This window comes from Thermoactinospora rubra, assembly GCF_002093975.1.
In the GTDB taxonomy this organism is placed as follows: Bacteria; Actinomycetota; Actinomycetes; order Streptosporangiales; family Streptosporangiaceae; genus Nonomuraea; species Nonomuraea rubra_A.
Genome location: NZ_MSZZ01000062.1, coordinates 19,142 through 35,695, shown reverse-complemented (window position 1 = coordinate 35,695; position 16,554 = coordinate 19,142). Strand labels below are relative to the sequence as shown.

The 16,554-nt window shown below is 72.0% G+C and carries 14 protein-coding genes; 10 read left to right on the top strand and 4 right to left on the bottom strand.

Going from position 1 to position 16,554, the window contains the following annotated elements; all coding sequences use genetic code 11:
• Positions 1-632 precede the first annotated feature (632 nt).
• The 8 genes from purS to BSB02_RS34285 all read left to right on the top strand — a co-directional run bounded on the left by purS (position 633) and on the right by BSB02_RS34285 (position 9,188).
• Complete coding sequence (gene purS, locus BSB02_RS34320) at positions 633-875, top strand: phosphoribosylformylglycinamidine synthase subunit PurS (RefSeq protein ID WP_084965161.1); 243 nt, start codon at positions 633-635, stop codon at positions 873-875.
• Between the two features lie 205 nt (positions 876-1,080).
• Positions 1,081-1,497 carry an ATP-binding protein gene (locus BSB02_RS34315; protein ID WP_240506916.1) on the top strand — a complete coding sequence of 139 codons (417 nt, stop codon included), beginning with the start codon at positions 1,081-1,083 and terminating at the stop codon, positions 1,495-1,497.
• Positions 1,498-1,614: 117 nt separating this feature from the next.
• Complete coding sequence (gene purQ, locus BSB02_RS34310) at positions 1,615-2,298, top strand: phosphoribosylformylglycinamidine synthase subunit PurQ (protein WP_084965160.1); 684 nt, start codon at positions 1,615-1,617, stop codon at positions 2,296-2,298.
• A complete protein-coding gene (purL, locus tag BSB02_RS34305) occupies positions 2,295-4,541 on the top strand; it encodes a phosphoribosylformylglycinamidine synthase subunit PurL (protein WP_084965159.1) in 2,247 nt (748 codons plus the stop codon). Before purQ ends, purL begins: the two co-directional genes overlap by 4 nt.
• A gap of 100 nt (positions 4,542-4,641) precedes the next feature.
• Positions 4,642-6,663, top strand: a complete 2,022-nt coding sequence (locus BSB02_RS34300) for an adenylate/guanylate cyclase domain-containing protein (RefSeq protein WP_206185037.1) — start codon at positions 4,642-4,644, stop codon at positions 6,661-6,663.
• Entirely contained in the window at positions 6,660-7,322 is a 663-nt protein-coding gene (locus BSB02_RS34295; RefSeq protein WP_084965158.1) for a Crp/Fnr family transcriptional regulator, read from the top strand. Before BSB02_RS34300 ends, BSB02_RS34295 begins: the two co-directional genes overlap by 4 nt.
• Positions 7,323-7,342: 20 nt before the next feature.
• On the top strand, positions 7,343-8,797 hold the full coding sequence (locus tag BSB02_RS34290) for an MFS transporter (protein WP_084965157.1): 1,455 nt from the start codon (positions 7,343-7,345) through the stop codon (positions 8,795-8,797).
• Positions 8,798-8,804: 7 nt separating this feature from the next.
• Positions 8,805-9,188, top strand: a complete 384-nt coding sequence (locus tag BSB02_RS34285) for a VOC family protein (protein ID WP_084965156.1) — start codon at positions 8,805-8,807, stop codon at positions 9,186-9,188.
• Here the strand turns inward: BSB02_RS34285 and BSB02_RS34280 are convergent.
• A complete protein-coding gene (locus BSB02_RS34280) occupies positions 9,185-9,931 on the bottom strand; it encodes a methylenetetrahydrofolate reductase (protein WP_084965155.1) in 747 nt (248 codons plus the stop codon). The genes BSB02_RS34285 and BSB02_RS34280 overlap by 4 nt on opposite strands.
• Positions 9,928-10,584 carry a TetR/AcrR family transcriptional regulator gene (locus BSB02_RS34275; RefSeq protein WP_084965154.1) on the bottom strand — a complete coding sequence of 219 codons (657 nt, stop codon included), beginning with the start codon at positions 10,582-10,584 and terminating at the stop codon, positions 9,928-9,930. The genes BSB02_RS34280 and BSB02_RS34275 overlap by 4 nt, the downstream gene beginning before the upstream one ends.
• Before the next feature lie 71 nt (positions 10,585-10,655).
• On the opposite strand from BSB02_RS34275, the gene BSB02_RS34270 reads away from it, so the two are divergent.
• The gene (locus BSB02_RS34270; protein WP_084965153.1) at positions 10,656-12,077 is read left to right on the top strand and encodes an MFS transporter; all 1,422 of its coding nucleotides are present in this window, start codon (positions 10,656-10,658) and stop codon (positions 12,075-12,077) included.
• On the opposite strand, the gene BSB02_RS34265 is transcribed toward BSB02_RS34270, so the two are convergent.
• Together BSB02_RS34265 and BSB02_RS34260 are read right to left on the bottom strand one after the other, a co-directional pair.
• The gene (locus tag BSB02_RS34265) at positions 12,032-13,918 is read right to left on the bottom strand and encodes an ABC transporter ATP-binding protein (protein WP_084965152.1); all 1,887 of its coding nucleotides are present in this window, start codon (positions 13,916-13,918) and stop codon (positions 12,032-12,034) included. The genes BSB02_RS34270 and BSB02_RS34265 overlap by 46 nt on opposite strands.
• 34 nt (positions 13,919-13,952) lie before the next feature.
• Positions 13,953-15,992 carry a PhoX family protein gene (locus tag BSB02_RS34260; protein WP_084965151.1) on the bottom strand — a complete coding sequence of 680 codons (2,040 nt, stop codon included), beginning with the start codon at positions 15,990-15,992 and terminating at the stop codon, positions 13,953-13,955.
• An 83-nt stretch (positions 15,993-16,075) separates the two neighbouring features.
• Between BSB02_RS34260 and BSB02_RS34255 the strand changes: the two genes are divergently transcribed.
• Positions 16,076-16,546: a sterol carrier family protein gene (locus BSB02_RS34255; protein ID WP_143591535.1), complete on the top strand. Its 471-nt coding sequence runs from the start codon at positions 16,076-16,078 to the stop codon at positions 16,544-16,546.
• Positions 16,547-16,554 lie beyond the last annotated feature (8 nt).

Sequence of the window (16,554 nt, the reverse complement as noted above, 5' to 3'; positions counted from 1 at the left end):
GTCCAGGACCATGAGCTTCGCCGACTGCTCGGTGATCAAGCCGCCCGAGCGGCTGAGGGTGCTGTGCCCCACCATGCCGGTCGAGCAGCGCCCGTATCCGCCGCACTGGCTGTGGGAGGACTTCTCCCCGCTGCTGAAGATCAAGGGCGCGGCCACGCGCAACGAGATGGCCGGCGAGTTCGGCAGGATGGCCGTCCTGGCCCAGCCCGGCGGCTACCTCGGCGCGGTCGCGACCGACCTGGCGCAGCTGCTGCGCTGGGAGCGCACGGCCGTCGACGAGAAGACGCCCTACAAGTTCCCCGCGGCCGAGCGTCCCCTGCAGGAGTCGGTGCGCGGCGTGGCCGAGGCCTACGAGGGCGGCCCGGCGGCCACGCGGGTGGTCGAGCCGTACGCCGGATGGCTGCGCGCCTACCAGCGTTTCGGCTACCTGCCCTTCCCGGTGCTGACGCTGGGGCTGCTCGCCGCCCTGGTGGCCGCGGTGGCGCTGCGGCGCTGGGAGGCGCTGCTGCCCGGCTTGGCGGCGCTCGCGCTCCTCGTCGCGCCGCCGTTCCTGGCCGCCTACGACCTGCGGTACGTCATCCCTGCCATCCCGCTGACCTGCCTCGCGGTCGGCCTGACTACGATGGGTGGCCATGAAGGTCATCGTCGACGTCATGCTCAAGCCGGAGATCCTCGACCCGCAGGGGCAGGCGATCGCCCGCGCGCTGCCCAGGCTGGGCTTCTCCGGGGTCTCCGGGGTACGGCAGGGCAAGCGGTTCGAGATCGAGCTCGCCGGGCCCGCTGACGAGGCGGCACTTGCGGACGTCCGAAAGATGGCCGAAACACTGCTGGCCAACACGGTGATCGAGGACTACGCCGTCCGGGTCGAGGAGTAGGCCCGACCGGCCGGTAAAACGCCACACACGACACACGTAAAACACCTGTCGGGGTAATGCCGGATTTCGTCGGGTCGCAATCCCACGAGCTCGCCAACACTAAATAACAACACCGCGATTTTGCGGTTAGCCCGGATTTCACGGGGAAACCTACTCCAGGTGACATTCAGGCGCCGGGAGGGGTCCGGTGGACATTGAGTTCTCGTTGGCACTGCCTCGGGACGCGATCGGCATCCCGATGGTCAGGCGAGTGCTCGGCGACGCCATGCGCTCGCTGGACGCGAGCGAGAGCTGCATCGCCGACATGCTGCTCGCCGTGTCCGAGGCCTGCTCCAACGCCGTCCGTCACGGAGGTCCGGCCAACCGGTACGAGGTGAGCGCCTCCATCGGCTACGGGCACTGCGAGGTGCGCGTGTCCGACCACGGCACCGGGCTGCCGACCATGCCGCCGCACTTCCCGCCGCCGGACATCGAGAACGGCAGGGGCCTGCTCATCATGCGCTCGGTCGTCGACGAGGTGTCCTTCGGCGTCACCCCCGGCCTGGGCACTACGGTCCGCCTGCGCAAGGAGCTGTGCCGGGAGGGCCGGGAAAGCCGCCACCGCCAGCTGGCCGCCGTCTAGCGAGACCGGGTCCTGAGCTCTGGACAGCACCGGATAGCCTGGTACCACCGCCGCAGACCCCCGTCCGACCGATGAGACGGCGGCGCGGCGTGCGCATGCCATGGAGGGGAAACTGTCATGAGCTCTGCCCGCGTGGGCGTGGTCACGTTCCCGGGAACACTCGACGACCAGGACGCGGCGCGAGCCGTACGGCTGGTGGGCGCGGAGGCGGTGCCGCTGTGGCACGCCGACCGCGACCTGAAGGGCGTGGACGCCGTCTTCCTCCCCGGTGGGTTCTCCTACGGGGACTACCTGCGGTGCGGGGCCATCTCGCGGTTCGCGCCGCTGATGGAGGAGCTCATCCCCGCGGCCCGTGCCGGGCTGCCCGTGCTGGGCACCTGCAACGGCTTCCAGATCCTGTGCGAGGCGCACCTGCTGCCGGGCGCGCTGACCCGCAACGCCTCGCTCCACTACGTGTGCCGCGACCAGCGGATCAGGGTGGAAAACGTCAGCACGCCGTGGACCTGCGACTTCACCGAGGGCCAGGAGATCGTGCTGCCGGTCAAGCACGGCGAGGGCCGCTACGTCGCCGACGCCCGGACGCTCGAGGAGCTGGAGGCGCGCGGCCAGGTGGTCTTCCGCTACGCCGGCGGCAACCCCAACGGCTCGCTGAACGACATCGCGGGCATCCGCAACGAGGCGGGCAACATCGTCGGCCTCATGCCGCACCCCGAGCACGCCGTCGAGGAGCTGGTGGGCGCGCCGAGCACCGACGGCCTGGGCTTCTTCACCTCGATCCTCAAGCGGATGGTGAACGCATGACACTCGACACGGTCAAGCGCGCGGCGGAGACGCCCGAGGAGGCCATGCCGTACTCCGAGCTGGGCATGAAGCAGGACGAGTACGACCGGGTCCGCCAGATCCTGGGCCGCCGGCCGACCTCCTCCGAGCTGGCCATCTACTCGGTCATGTGGTCCGAGCACTGCTCCTACAAGTCCTCCAAGGTGCACCTGCGGCAGTTCGCCACCAAGGCGCCGAAGTCCGACGCGCTGCTGGTGGGCATGGGCGAGAACGCCGGCGTGGTCGACATCGGCGACGGCTGGGCCGCCACCTTCAAGATCGAGTCGCACAACCACCCCTCCTATGTCGAGCCGCACCAGGGCGCCGCGACCGGCGTCGGCGGCATCGTGCGCGACATCATGTCCATGGGCGCGCGGCCCGTCGCCGTCATGGACGCGCTGCGCTTCGGCGGCGCGCACCAGGAGGACACCCGCCGCGTGCTGCCGGGCGTGGTGGAGGGCATCAGCCACTACGGCAACTGCCTGGGCCTGCCCAATATCGGCGGCGAGGTCGTCTTCGACCCCTGCTACATCGGCAACCCGCTGGTCAACGCGCTGTGCGTCGGCCTGCTGCGCAAGGACCAGATCAAGCTGGCCACCGCGCCGGGGCCGGGCAACAAGGTCGTGCTCTTCGGCGCCTCCACCGGTCCCGACGGCATCGGCGGGGCTAGCGTCCTGGCCAGCGCGACCTTCGACGAGGAGTCGCACGCCAAGCGCCCGGCCGTCCAGGTCGGCGACCCGTTCATGGAGAAGCTGCTCATCGAGTGCTGCCTGGAGCTGTACGCTGCCGACGTGGTCGTCGGCATCCAGGACCTCGGCGCGGCGGGCGTCTCCTGCGCCACCACCGAGCTGGCCGCCAAGGGCACCGGCGGCATGCACGTCGACCTCGACCTGGTCCCGCTCCGCGACCCCTCGCTCCGGCCCGAGGAGATCCTCATGAGCGAGTCGCAGGAGCGCATGATGGCGATCGTCCGGCCGGACGACATCCCCGCCTTCATGGCGATCTGCGAGAAGTGGGACGTGCCCGCGACCGTCATCGGCGAGGTCACCGACACCGGCCGCCTGGTCATGACGTGGCGTGGCGAGACGATCGTCGACATCCCGCCGGGCACCGCCGCCGACGAGGGGCCGGTCTACGAGCGCCCCTTCCACGAGCCCGCCGGGCAGGCCGAGCTCAACGCCGACACCCCGGACAAGCTGCCCCGGCCCGCCGACCTGCGCGCGACGCTGCTGGAGCTGCTGGGCTCGCCCAACCTGGCCTCCAAGGAGTGGGTGACCTCCCAGTACGACCGCTACGTGCGCTCCAACACCGTGCTGGCCCAGCCGGCCGACGCGGGCGTGCTGCGCGTCGCCGAGGACGACGAGCACCCCACCAAGCGCGGGATCGCCCTGGCCACCGACGGCAACGGCCGCTACACCAAGCTCGACCCCTACACCGGGGCGCAGCTGGCGCTCGCCGAGGCCTACCGCAACGTGGCCACCACCGGCGCCCGGCCGCTGGCGGTCACCAACTGCCTCAACTTCGGCTCCCCCGAGGACCCCGAGGTCATGTGGCAGTTCGCCGAGGCGGTGCGCGGCCTGGCCGACGCCTGCCGCACGCTCGGCGTCCCCGTCACGGGCGGCAACGTCTCCTTCTACAACCAGACCGGGTCGCAGGCCATCCACCCGACGCCGATCGTCGGCGTGCTGGGCGTGCTCGACGACGTCTCCAAGCGGATCCGGCCGGGCTTCGCCGCCCCCGGGCTGAAGGTGGCGCTGCTCGGCGAGACCGGCGAGGAGTTCGGCGGCTCGGAGTGGGCCCACGTGGTCCACGGCCACCTCGGCGGGCTGCCGCCGCAGGCAAACCTGGAGGCCCACAAGGCGCTGGCCGAGGTCATGGTCGAGGCCGCCCGCCGCGGGCTGGTCGAGGGCTCGCACGACCTGTCCGACGGCGGCCTGGCCATAGCGCTCGCCGAGTCGTGCCTCGCGCACGGCGTCGGCGCCCGCGTGACGGTCAGCGGCGAGCCGTTCGCCGACCTGTTCAGCGAGTCCTCCGGCCGGGTGCTCGTCGCGGTACGGCCCGAGGCCTTCGAGGAGTTCGCGGCCCTGTGCGCCGAGCACGAGGTGCCGTGCTACGGGCTGGGCGTCACCGGCGGCGACTCGCTCGTCGTCGAGGGCGTGCTGGGGATCCCGGTCGCCGAGCTGCGCGAGACCCACGAGCGCACCCTGCCCGCGATCTTCGGCTGAGCCGTACCGGTCGGACATTTCGTCAATTCCCGGTTAAGGCCCGCGGCAAGCGGTAAAACGACACGTTCCCTTCGCCGGGCGGCCAGAGATAATCGGGGGCGTGTCCATTCCCTACCTGCCACCCGCCACGCAGCCCGTGCGCGCGGTGGTGTGGGCGATCCACCTGGCCCTGCCGATGCTGGGGCTGTGGCTGCTGCTGGCTCAGCCCCACATCAACGGCAAATGGCAGCACGAGCCCAGCCACTTCGCGCTGATCGTCGGCGTGGCCGGGGTCAACGTGGTGCTCGCCGTGCTCATCAGCGAGGCCTCGCGCAGGCGCAGGGACGCCCGGCTGTTCCTGGTGTCGATGGTGTTCGTCAGCAGCGCGGGCTTCTTCTTCCTGCACGGCCTGGCGACTCCCAAGGTGCTGCTGGAGGGGCGGACCCTGGGGTTCGACATCGGGCAGCAGGTCGGCCTCACGATCGCCAGCGGGTGGGCGTTCGTCTCGGCGTTGCCGCTCGGGCCCAAGGCGGCCGACGCGGTGCTGACGGCGCAGCACCTCCTGCGCGGCGCGCTCATCGGCTTCACGGTCCTGTGGGGCGTGGCGTCGCTGGTCCCCGGCCTCACGCCGCTCGCCGAGCCGCCCAGCGACTCGCCCGTCGACTGGCTGGTGTGGTTCTCCGTCCCGGGCGTGCTGCTGTACGGCGCGGCGAGCGTGATGATGTTCACGCAGCACCGCAGGCGCCCCTCGGCCATGCTGATCAGCCTCATCACCGCCTACGCGCTGCTGGCCGAGGCGATGGTGGCCGGGATGTCGCAGCTGAACTGGCGCATGTCGTGGTGGGAGTGGCACATCCTGCTGACGCTGGCCTTCCTCTTCGTGGCCTACAGCGCCTACCTGCAGTTCCGGCGCGAGGGTTCCAGCGCGGGGCTGTTCGACTCCGTCGCGCTGCCGAGGACGGTGGCCAGGATCCAGCGCGGCTACGAGGAGGCGCTGGAGGAGCTGGTCGACCACATCCGGCGCGGGGAGCCGCTGGCGGCGACGCGGCTGGCGGGCAAGTTCGGCCTGACGGAGGCGCAGTCGGCGGTGATCGACCGGGCCGGGGAGGCGCTGGCCAGGGAGCGCGAGCTGTCGGAACGGCTGGCGGCGCTGGTCGACATCGGCACCCGCGCCCGCGTCGGGCTGGGCGAGCACGAGATGCTGACCACCGCGCTGGACCGGGTCCGCGAGGCCTACGGCGACGTGCGCATCGGACTGGTGTCGGAGGGCAGGGTCGCCATCGGGTCCAGACAGTACACCTTCCCCGACCAGCGGCCGCGCCGCTCCGACGGCCGGGTCGCCTACCCGCTGACGGTCAAGGGCGTCCTGGCCGGGGCGATCGAGCTGCCCGTGGCGAGCCGGCCGCAGGACGAGGCGCTGGCCGCCACGCTGGCCAGCCAGCTGTCCATCAGCCTGGAGAACTCGCGGCTGTACGCCGAGCTGGAGACGCTCTTCCGGCAGTACATGTCCCCCGACGTGGCCGCCGCCCTGCTCGCCGACCCCGACCAGGCCGCGCTCGGCGGCGAGCTCAAGGAGATCACCGCGCTGTTCGCCGACCTGCAGGGCTTCACCACCTTCTCCGAGAAGGTCTCCCCCGGTGAGATCGTCGAGATGCTCAACCGCTACCACACGGCCGCGGTCCCCTGCGTCCTGGCCAACCAGGGAACGATCGTGCAGTTCGTCGGGGACGCCCTGCTGGCCCTGTTCAACGCGCCCGCGACGCTGAAGAACCACGCCGTCGCGGCCTGCCGGGCGGCGCTGGCCATGCAGGAGGCCGCCGCGGCCGTGTCCGAGCAGGTGGCCTGGGAGCAGGCCGCCGGCAAGCTGGGCGGCGTCGAGTGGCCGACCTTCCGCGTGGGCGTCAACACGGGCCTGGCGCTGGTCGGCAACATCGGCAGCCCGGAGCTGCGCGGCTTCAACGCGATGGGCGACGCGGTCAACGTGGCCGCCCGCCTGCAGTCGCTGGCCGAGCCGGGCACCGTCGTGATCGGCCAGACGACGCTGGACCAGCTCGGCGCCGATGCGAAGGTGATGCCACTGGGCGATCTCGCCCTGAAAGGGAAGGCGGAACCGGTGCGTGCCTACGTATTGTCGGAACTATGACACCAGAACCCGGTGAGTTCCTGTCGATGCTCACGCCGGAGGAGGTCGCGGCGCTGCAGGCCGCGGGCCGTCCCCGCAAGTGGGAGCGTGGCGCGACCGTCATGACCGAGGGCGACACCGCCGACTGGGTGCTCGTGCTGACCAAGGGCAGGGTGAAGGTGTCCTCGCACACCGCCGGCGGGACCGAGGTGGTGCTGGCCGTCCGCGGGCCGGGCGGGCTGCTGGGCGAGATGTCGGCCATCGACGGGTCGCCGAGGTCGGCCACGGTGACCGCGCTGGAGCCGATCGCGGGCATCGTGGTGCGGGACTTCCTGGGCTTCCTGCGGGAGCACGGGCGCGTGGCCGTGCTGCTCATGCAGCTGATCGTCGGCAGGCTCCGCGACGCCGACCGCAAGCGGATCGAGTACGGCGCGTTCGACACCACGGGGCGGGTGGCGACGCGCCTGGTGGAGCTGGCCGAGCGCTACGGCGAGAAGACGAACGGCGGGGTGCGCGTGGCCCTGCCGCTCTCCCAGGACGAGCTGGCCGGGTGGACGGGATCCTCGCGCGAGGCCGTCAGCAAGGCGCTGCGCGCGCTGCGGGACCGCGGGCTGATCGAGACGGGCCGGCGGCGGGTGGTCATCCACGACATGGAAGGGCTGAAGCGGCGGGCCCGATAGGGGCGGCTAGGTTGTGACCCATGGTCGCCGTCCCCCACCCCGGCACGCCCGAGTACGCCAGCATGCTCCGCTACGCCTGGCGGGTGTGCGCGGTGGCCAGCCTCGGGCTGATCCTCATCGGCGTGGCGGGCAGCACGCTGAACGTGGCGCTGCCCGTGGTGGTCAGGCACTTCCGGGCCGGGCCGCTGGAGTCGGGCTGGATCCTGCTGTCGTACCTGCTGGTCATGACGGCCAGCATGGTGTTCTTCGGCCGGGTGGCGGACCTGCTGGGCAGGCGCGAGACCTACCTGGTGGGCTTCGCGCTGTTCACCGCGGCCTCGCTGCTGGCCGGGTTCGCGCCGGGCGTGTGGTTCCTGGTGGCCATGCGGGTGCTGCAGGCCGCCGCGGCGGCGATGATCCTGGCCAACGGGGCGGTCATCATCACCGACGCCTTCCCGCCCGACCGGCTGAGCCAGGGCATGGGCGTCTACATCGGCACCCTGTCGGTCGCGCAGCTCGCCGGGCCGACGCTGGGCGGGTTCATCGCGGAGGCGGCCGGCTGGCAGTGGATCTTCTGGGTGAACGTCCCGGCCGGGATCGTCGCCGTCGTCTGGGGGGCGCTCACGCTGCGCAAGGTGCCGCGCGGCCCGCGCCGGCCCGTGGACGCGCTGGGCAACGCGCTCATCTTCGCCGCCCTGTGCGCGGCGCTGCTCGCCCTGTCCGAGGCGGGCTCGCGCGGCCTGTCCAGCCCGGTCGTGTACGGCGGAGCCGCGCTGTTCGCGGCGCTCGTCCCGCTGATCGTGCTGGTGGAGCGCAGGGCGGCGCATCCGGTGCTGGACCTGCGGCTGTTCGCGGGGCGCGTGCTGGTGTTCGGCAACCTGTCGTCGTTCTGCAACGCGCTGGCCAGGGCCGCGCTCGTGCTGCTGGCGGCGCTCTACTTCCAGGCGGCGCGGGGCGTGGACGCCTTCACCGCCGGGGTGAGCGTGCTGCCCGTGGCCGTGGGCATGGCCGTGGCCTCGCCGGTCGCCGGGGTGCTGCGAGCCTCGCCGTACCTCATCACGGTGGGCGGGTCGCTGCTCAGCTCCCTCGGGCTGGGGCTGCTCGCGCTGTTCGCCGATCCGGCGACGCCGTACTGGATCATCGGGGTGGCGCTGTTCCTGGCCGGGTGCGGCAGTGGCACATTCCTGACCGGGAACACCACGCTGATGATGCGCGCGCTGCCGTCCGACAGCCTGGGCGTGGTCAACGGGCTGCGGGTGATGATCATGAATGTCGGCATCGTGCTCAGCGTCGGGCTGTCGCTGAGCCTGCTGACCAGCTCGGTGTCGGCGGGCGTGCGGGACCAGGTGTACGCGGGGACGCTGGCGAAGCTGTCACCGGTGGCCGTCGATCACCTTATGTCCGGCTTTCGTGCGACATATGTGGTCTTGTTTGCCGTCGCGGTCCTCGGCACGCTCTGCGCCATGCTGGCCAAGGCGCCCGCCAGGCCACGATGATCGGGGAATGACCCACTACAGCAGACTCGACAAGATCGTGATCGATCTGTCTCCCGACGCCCACGAGCAGGGCGTCGCCTTCTGGGCGGGCGCGTTGGGCCGGAGGATGACGCAGGCCACGGCGTATCCCGAGTACCACTGGGCCGACCTGCCCGGCTCGGAGCTCGGCCTGCTCACCCAGCGCCTGGAGGACGGCGCGAGCCGCGTGCACCTCGACATCCACACCGACGACCTGGAGGCCGAGGTGGCGCGGCTGGAGAAGCTCGGCGCCACCAGGGAACGCAAGTCGCACAAGTGGTGGATCATGCGCGATCCGGCGGGCCTGCCGTTCTGCGTCATCGAGGACCCGCCCGGGCGGCTCAACGACGGCAACGCCACCCGCTGGGACTAAAGGCGGCCCGACAGGCGTGCCTCCACCTCCCGGTAACGGGCGACGGGGATGAGGTGGACGCCGTCGAACGCGCCGGAGTCGCGGACGGCCAGCACGTGCTCGCAGGCGGCCTCGACCCCGGCCATGCGGTCGGTTGCGAGCCGCTCGGCGAGCGCGGGCGGGATGTCGATGTCGGGGATGGCCGCGGCGAGCCGTTCGGCGTGGGTACGGCTGGCCAGCACCAGCACCCCGGCGTACACCGGCACGTCGACGGGGTTGGCGTCGCGCCAGCGCAGCAGCGCCTCCAGCGAGAAGCCGACCTGGAGGAACAGGAAGTCGGCCGTGCGCTTCCAGGCGGGCAGCGGCCGCAGCGCCGCGGCGGCGCCCACGCGGAGGGACCGCGAGAAGGCCCGCGCCTCCTCCATCATCGACCGGACCGTGAGGTCGCTCGTGCGGTTGCCGCTGGAGGGCTTGTCGCCGTACACGAACAGGAACTGGTCGACGCCGTAGGCGGCGGCGGTGAGCAGGTCGCGACGGAACCCCAGCAGGTTGCGGTCGCGCGAGTTGAGGCAGGCGATGCTGCGCCCGCCCATGGCCTGCACCTCGTGCGCGACGGCGACGCTGGAGACGGTCGCCCGGCCGAGGTGGTTGTCGGGGATCAGGAAGGAGTGCGCGATCGTGCTCAGCGTGCCGATCTGGTGACGCACGCGCCTCAGGTCGGGCTTGACGGGGGGTTCGATCTCGCAGACCAGCTCGAAGCTCATGATCTGGATCCTGCCAGCGCCTCGATGCCGGCGAGCACCAGATCGACGCCGAAGGTGTCGTAGAAGCCCTCGTCGAAGGTCCGCGACATCGGGTCGGCCAGCTCCACCAGGTTGGGGTAGCGCGCCGGCGGCAGCGACTGCAGGGCCAGCCGCTTCCTGCGGTGCAGCTCCTCGATCTCCTCGGGGCTGCGGCCGGAGCGCAGGTGGACCGGCGCGTCGGCGATGGCGATCGCGCTCTGCAGCAGGTACCTGCCGATCAGGCAGCACTCCTCCACGCCGAAGCCCGCCTGGCGAGCCAGGCCCAGCGCGTGATCCCACACCAGCAGGAAGCCCGGCACCTCCGCGGGGTCGATCTGCTCCAGCACACCGCGGGCGCACGGATGGCGGCGCAGGGTCCTGATGAGCCCGGTCGTCAGGTCGCGCAGCTGCTCTTTCCACGGCCGGTCGTCGGCGGGTTTGGGAGCGAAGGACGAGACCAGGTGCTCGGCCATGCCCGCCGTCAGCTGGTCCTTGTTCTTGAAGTGCCAGTACAGCGCCATCGGCGTGACGCCCAGGTCGGTGGCCAGGCGGCGGATGGTCACCGCCTCCAGCCCCTCGGTGTCGCCGATCTCCAGCGCCCGCTCGACGATCGCCTCCGCGGTCAGTTTCCCCATCACGGTTGACAACTATACGCCGTACAAGTTCAACTATACGACGTACATGTACGGCGTAGAAGAGGGTGGGCATGAGGAAGTGGTGGGCACTGGGCGCGGTCACCTTGGGGACCTTCGCGACATACCTCAACAACAACATCGTCAACGTGGCGCTCCCGACGATCGCCAGGGATCTCGGCCTGACCATCGCGGGCCTGGAGTGGATCGTCAGCGCCTACGTCCTGGTCTTCGCCGGGCTGATGCTGGCCGGGGGCAGGCTCGCCGACGTCTTCGGCAGGCGGCGCGTGTTCCTGCTCGGCACCGCCCTGTTCACGCTGGCCTCGTTCGGGGCCAGCCTGGCCGCCGACGGCTCGGTGCTGATCGCCATGCGCGCCTCCCAAGGGCTGGGCGCCGCGCTGCTGACGCCGGTGACCCTCACCCTCATCTCGGCGATCTTCACCGACGCCCGCGAGCGCGCCACGGCCGTCGGCGTCTGGACCGCCGCGGGGGCGCTGTCCATGGCCATCGGGCCCGTCACCGGCGGGTTCATCAGCGAACGGCTGGGCTGGAGCTGGGTGTTCCTCGGCAACGTGCCCATCGGCGTGGCGGCCCTGGCGCTGGGCGCGTGGGCCATCCGCCCCGACGAGCAGACCGTACGGCGCAGCCTCGACCTGCCGGGCCTGGCCACCTCGGCCCTCGCCCTCGCGGCGCTCACCTACGCCCTCATCGAGGGCGAGCGCGCCGGGTGGACCTCGCCCGAGATCCTCACCGCCTTCGGGGTCGCCGTGGCCGCCGCGATCGCCTTCGGCGTCGTGGAGTCCACGCGGCGGGAGCCGATGATCGACCTGACGCTGTTCCGCTCCCGCGTGTTCAGCGGCGGCACGACCGCGATGGGGCTGTGGTCGTTCGGCGTCTTCGGCATCTACTTCTTCAGCGCCCTGTGGCTGCAGAACGTCCTGGGCTTCTCCCCCACCGAGGCGGGCGCGTCGTTCATCCCCATGGCCCTGCTGATGGCGGCCGTCTCGATGCTGGCCGGGCGGGTGACGGGCCTCATCGGCGACGGCCCCACCGTGGCGCTGGGCATGGCGTTGATGGCGGGCGGCGTGTTCGGCCTCTCGATGGTCGGCGCCGACGGCGGGTACCTGGACGTGCTGCCGTGGTTCCTGCTGTACGGCCTGGGCGCGGGGCTGCTCGTGCCGCTGACCACGATGATCCTCGGCGCGATGCCCCGCCGTACCGCCGGGGTGGCCTCCGGGGTGCTGAACGTCTCGCGGGAGGTCTTCGGCCTGCTCGGCATCACCGTGCTGGGCGCGATCCTCGCCTCGCGGCAGGCCGCCAGCGACCTGCCCGAGCTGCCCGCCTTCCTGGAGGCCTACCAGGTGACGCTGGTCATCGCCGCGGCGATCGTGCTCGTCGGCGTGCCGGTCAGCCTGTGGGCCCTGCGCCCGGCCGCGCGGCGGGAGGAGCCTCAGGCCGCCGCCGAGATGGAGCTGTCGTCCTCCTCGGCGAACTGAGTGCGGTACAGCTCGGCGTAACGCCCGCCCTGGGCCAGCAGCTCGGCGTGCCCGCCGCGCTCGACGATCCGGCCGTCCTCGACGACCAGGATCAGGTCGGCCGCCCGGATCGTCGACAGCCGGTGCGCGATCACCACGGCGGTCCGCCCCTCCAGCGCCTCGGCCAGCGCCGCCTGCACGGCCGCCTCATTGGTGGAGTCCAGCGAGGCGGTCGCCTCGTCCAGGATCACCACCCGCGGCCGGGCCAGCAGCAGCCGGGCGATGGTCAGCCGCTGCCGCTCGCCGCCCGACAGCCGGTAGCCGCGCTCGCCGACGACCGTGTCGAGCCCGTCGGGCAGCGACTCGACGAGCGGGGCGAGCCTGGCCCGGCGCAGGGCGTCCCAGATCTCCTCCTCCGAGGCGTCCGGGCGGGCGAAGAGCAGGTTGGCCCGGATCGTGTCGTGGAACAGGTGGCCGTCCTGGGTGACCATGCCGAGGGTCTCGCGGATGGAGTCGGCCGACAGGTCGCGCACGTCCACGCCGCCGAGCCGTACCGCGCCGGAGTCCACGTCGTAGAGCCTGGGGATCAGCTGGGCGATCGTCGACTTGCCCGCCCCCGAGGAGCCGACGAGCGCCACCATCTGGCCGGGCTCGGCGGTGAAGGACACGTCGTGCAGCACCTCCACCCCGCCCCGGCTGTCGAGCGCCGCGACCTCCTCCAGCGAGGCCAGCGAGACCTTGTCGGCCGAGGGGTAGCCGAAGCTCACGTGGTCGAACTCCACCGACACCGGCCCGTCGGGTACGGCACGCGCGCCCGGCCTGTCGGCGATGAGCGGCTTGAGGTCCAGCACCTCGAAGACCCGCTCGAAGCTCACCAGCGCGCCCATGACGTCCACCCGGGCGCTGGCCAGGGCGGTCAGCGGAGAGTAGAGCCGCGTCAGCAGCAGCGCCAGCGCCACGACCGAGCCGGCGTCCAGCTGCCCGCGCAGCGCGTAGAAGCCGCCCAGGCCGTACACCAGGGCCAGGGCGAGCGCGGAGACGGTCGTCAGGGCGGTGACGAACGCCGTCTGGGCCATGGCCGTGCGCACCCCGATGTCGCGGACCCGGCGTGCCCGCGCGGCGAACTCCGCCGACTCGCGCGCCGGCCTGCCGTACAGCTTGACCAGGGTCGCGCCGGGCGCGGAGAAGCGCTCGACCATCTGGTTGCCCATGGCGGCGTTGTGGTCGGCGGCCTCGCGGCGCAGCCGGGCGATGCGCACGCCCATCCGGCGGGCGGGCAGCACGAACACCGGCAGCAGCACCAGGGCCAGCAGCGTGATCTGCCACGACAGCGAGACCATCACGCTCAGCGTCAGCACCAGCGTCACCAGGTTGCCCACGACGCTGGACAGCACGTCGGTGAAGGCCCGCTGGGCGCCGATCACGTCGTTGTTCAGCCTGCTCACCAGCGCGCCGGTGCGCGTGCGCGTGAAGAACGCGATCGGCATGCGCTGCACGTGGTCGAACACCGCGGTGCGCAGGTCGAGGATCAGCCCCTCGCCGATGCCCGCCGACAGCCACCTGCCCACCAGCCCCAGCCCGGCCTCGGCCAGCGCCAGCGCCGCGATGAGCGCGGCGATCCCCACGACCACCCCGACGGGACCGCCGCGCACGATCGTGTCCACCACCCGCCCGGCCAGCACGGGCGACACCACGGCCAGGCCCGCCATGACCACGCTGACCGCGAGGAACGCGGCCAGCCTGGCGCGGTGCGGCCGGGCGAAGGCGGCGATACGGCGGAGCGTCGCCCTGGTGAGAGGACGACGCTCCTGCCGGTCCGTCATGCGGTAAAGCTGGTTCCACGCGATCACTTCCATGCTCATGGAAGAGACCGTAGAAGCTCAACCAAGCTTGAGGTCAAGCCCCGATCTCGCGGCCCTCGGTGTGCCAGACGACCGCGACGGAGGGCCGGGGCTGGGAGTCGCCGCCGTCGGGCCAGTGGCTCGCGGGGTTGTCGGGCGTGGCGCCGTCGACCTCGCCGGGGTGCTGCACGGCCACGAAGACGCTGCGCCGGTCCTGGGTGATCAGCGGGCCGCAGGTCTCCGCCCCGCGGGGCACGGTGAGGAACTGGCGCAGGTGGCCGCGTTCCCTGCCGCGCACCGGCATGGCGAACAGGCCGTCGTTGGCGCCCAGGGCGTTGCCGTCGGTGGAGATCCACAGGTTGCCGTCGCGGTCGAAGGCCAGGTTGTCCGGGCAGGAGATCGGCGAGACCTTGGTCTTGTCGAACCCGGCGAAGTAGGTGCCCGGGTCGCCCGGGTCGCCGCACACCAGCGGGATCGACCACGCGAAGGTCGTGGCGGCCGCGTCGTTGCCCTTCTCCACCAGCTCCAGCACGTGGCCGTGCTTGTTGTTCACGCGCGGGTTGGCCTCGTCGGCCGTGACGCGGCGGGTGTTGTTGGTCAGGGCGATGTAGACCGCGCCGGTGACGGGGTTGCGCTCCACGTCCTCGGGCCGGTCCATTTTGGTGGCGCCCACCTTGTCGGCCGCCGTCCGGGTGAAGACCAGGACCTGCTCGGCGGTCATCCCCGGCACGTGCGACTCCTTGCCCGTGACCAGCGGGATCCACTCGCCCGTGCCGTCGAAGGCGCCGTCGGCGGGCGGCTTGCCGGTCCCGTCGATCTCCGCCGCCGGGCTGTCGCCGGCGAACCTGGCCACGTAAAGCGTGCCCTCGTCGAGGAGCGTGCGGTTGTGCCGGTCGAAGCCGGGGATGTAGCGCTCCTTGGAGACGAACTTGTAGACGTACTCGAAGCGCGAGTCGTCGCCCATGTAGGCGACCAGGCGGCCGTCGCGGGCGAGCGTCGTGGTGGCGCCCTCGTGGGCGAAGCGGCCCAGCGCGGTGCGCTTGACCGGCGTGGAGTCGGGGTCGAACGGGTCGATCTCCACGATCCAGCCGAAGCGGTTGACCTCGTTGGGGTGCCTGGACAGGTCGAACCGCTCCTCCAGCCGCTCCCAGCCGCGGCTGGAGGGGCCCGTGGGGATGCCGTAGCGGGTGTTCTCCGGCGTGGCGGGGCCCTTGGCGAAGTACTGGTTGAAGTTCTCCTCCGCGGTCAGCACCGTGCCCCACGGGGTGGTGCCGCCGGCGCAGTTGTTCAGCATGCCGATCGGCGTGGTGCCCTGGGGGTCGGCGGCCGTCTTGAGCAGGTCGCTCCCGGCGGCCGGGCCGCTGAAGCGCATCGGCGTCGTGGCGGTGATCCGCCGGTTGTAGCGGCGGCGGCCCCTGGTCACCAGCTGCCACTGCCCGGTGTCGCGCACCCGCCGGATCTCCACCACCGAGCCGCCGTGCGCCGCCATGCCGATCCTGATCTGCTCGTCCGTGGCGGAGGCGCCGCCGGCGTACCCGCGGAACATCATCGCCTCGTCGGTGTACTCGTGGTTGACCCACAGCAGCGCGCGGTCGCGGCCGACGGGGAAGATCGTCACGAAGTCGCAGTTGTAGCCGAACTGCATGGCCTGGGCCTCTGCCGTCTGGTTGGCGAAGTCGAAGGCGGGCGCGCCGGGCAGCACGGGGTCGCCCCAGCGGACCACCGGTGCCGTGGAGTACCCGGGCGGCACGGTCAGCGCGTCGGCGGTGTTCGGCGCCACGGGCGTGAACCTCAGCCCGCCACGGCCCCACCCGCCCGCCGCCGCCGTCTCCGGGTCCGGCTCGGCCGCGGCCGGTACGGCTCCCGCCGCGGCCCCTGCCAGGCCTCCCGCCACCCCCGCGCTGACAACGACCGCGCCCAGCGCACCGGCACGCAGCACGCCGCGACGCGACAGCGCCCGGGCGGCGATGTCGCCGAAGTAGGGGTTGCCGCTGGTGTTGGCGACTTCGTGGGAGCAGGCGTCGCCGCAGCGGAACCGGCAGGTGAGCGCGCTCCTGCCGCCCTTGTGCGACAGCAGCGGCAACAATTTCGTCACGGATCCTCCAGGATTGCGCGGTAGCTGCGCCGGGACGCTACGGCTCCTGGTGGAACCGGTGGTGAACGGCGGCCGCCCCGCCGATGAACCCTTCCTGGGTGGACAATGGTCGGGTGCCGGCACGCAAACCGGATCAGGAGAAGGTCAGGGCCGCCCTCGACGCCCAGCTGGTCGCGCTGGACTCACCGCCCTACGACGGGCCGGAGGCGCGGCTGGCGGACGCGCTCGTCGAGGCGGTGGCGGCCGCCTACGACCGGGGGCTGGAGCCCGAGCGGGCGGCGGCGCGCTACGCCGTGCGCCACCTGCTCGACCGGCTGGCCGCCGCCGCGCCCGGCCGCAGCGTCGAGGTCCGCGTGCCGCCGTACGCGGCGGTGCAGGCCGTCGAGGGGCCGCGCCACACCCGCGGCACGCCGCCCAACGTGGTCGAGATGGACGCCCGCACCTGGCTGGAGCTGGCGCTGGGGCGGCTGACCTGGGCCGAGGCCATGGCGAAGGGCGCCGTCTCGGCGAGCGGCGCCCGTGCCGACCTGTCGGCTCACCTGCCGCTTCGCTGACGCGCTCC

Coding starts and splice junctions, on each gene's coding strand:
- BSB02_RS34285 (WP_084965156.1), top strand. CDS start 8,805: ATGACCCACTACAGCAGACTCGACAAGATCGTGATCGATCTGTCTCCC.
- BSB02_RS34265 (WP_084965152.1), bottom strand. CDS start 13,918: ATGAGCATGGAAGTGATCGCGTGGAACCAGCTTTACCGCATGACGGAC.
- BSB02_RS34275 (WP_084965154.1), bottom strand. CDS start 10,584: ATGGGGAAACTGACCGCGGAGGCGATCGTCGAGCGGGCGCTGGAGATC.
- BSB02_RS34270 (WP_084965153.1), top strand. CDS start 10,656: ATGAGGAAGTGGTGGGCACTGGGCGCGGTCACCTTGGGGACCTTCGCG.
- purL (WP_084965159.1), top strand. CDS start 2,295: ATGACACTCGACACGGTCAAGCGCGCGGCGGAGACGCCCGAGGAGGCC.
- purQ (WP_084965160.1), top strand. CDS start 1,615: ATGAGCTCTGCCCGCGTGGGCGTGGTCACGTTCCCGGGAACACTCGAC.
- BSB02_RS34290 (WP_084965157.1), top strand. CDS start 7,343: ATGGTCGCCGTCCCCCACCCCGGCACGCCCGAGTACGCCAGCATGCTC.
- BSB02_RS34255 (WP_143591535.1), top strand. CDS start 16,076: ATGAACCCTTCCTGGGTGGACAATGGTCGGGTGCCGGCACGCAAACCG.
- BSB02_RS34295 (WP_084965158.1), top strand. CDS start 6,660: ATGACACCAGAACCCGGTGAGTTCCTGTCGATGCTCACGCCGGAGGAG.
- purS (WP_084965161.1), top strand. CDS start 633: ATGAAGGTCATCGTCGACGTCATGCTCAAGCCGGAGATCCTCGACCCG.
- BSB02_RS34280 (WP_084965155.1), bottom strand. CDS start 9,931: ATGAGCTTCGAGCTGGTCTGCGAGATCGAACCCCCCGTCAAGCCCGAC.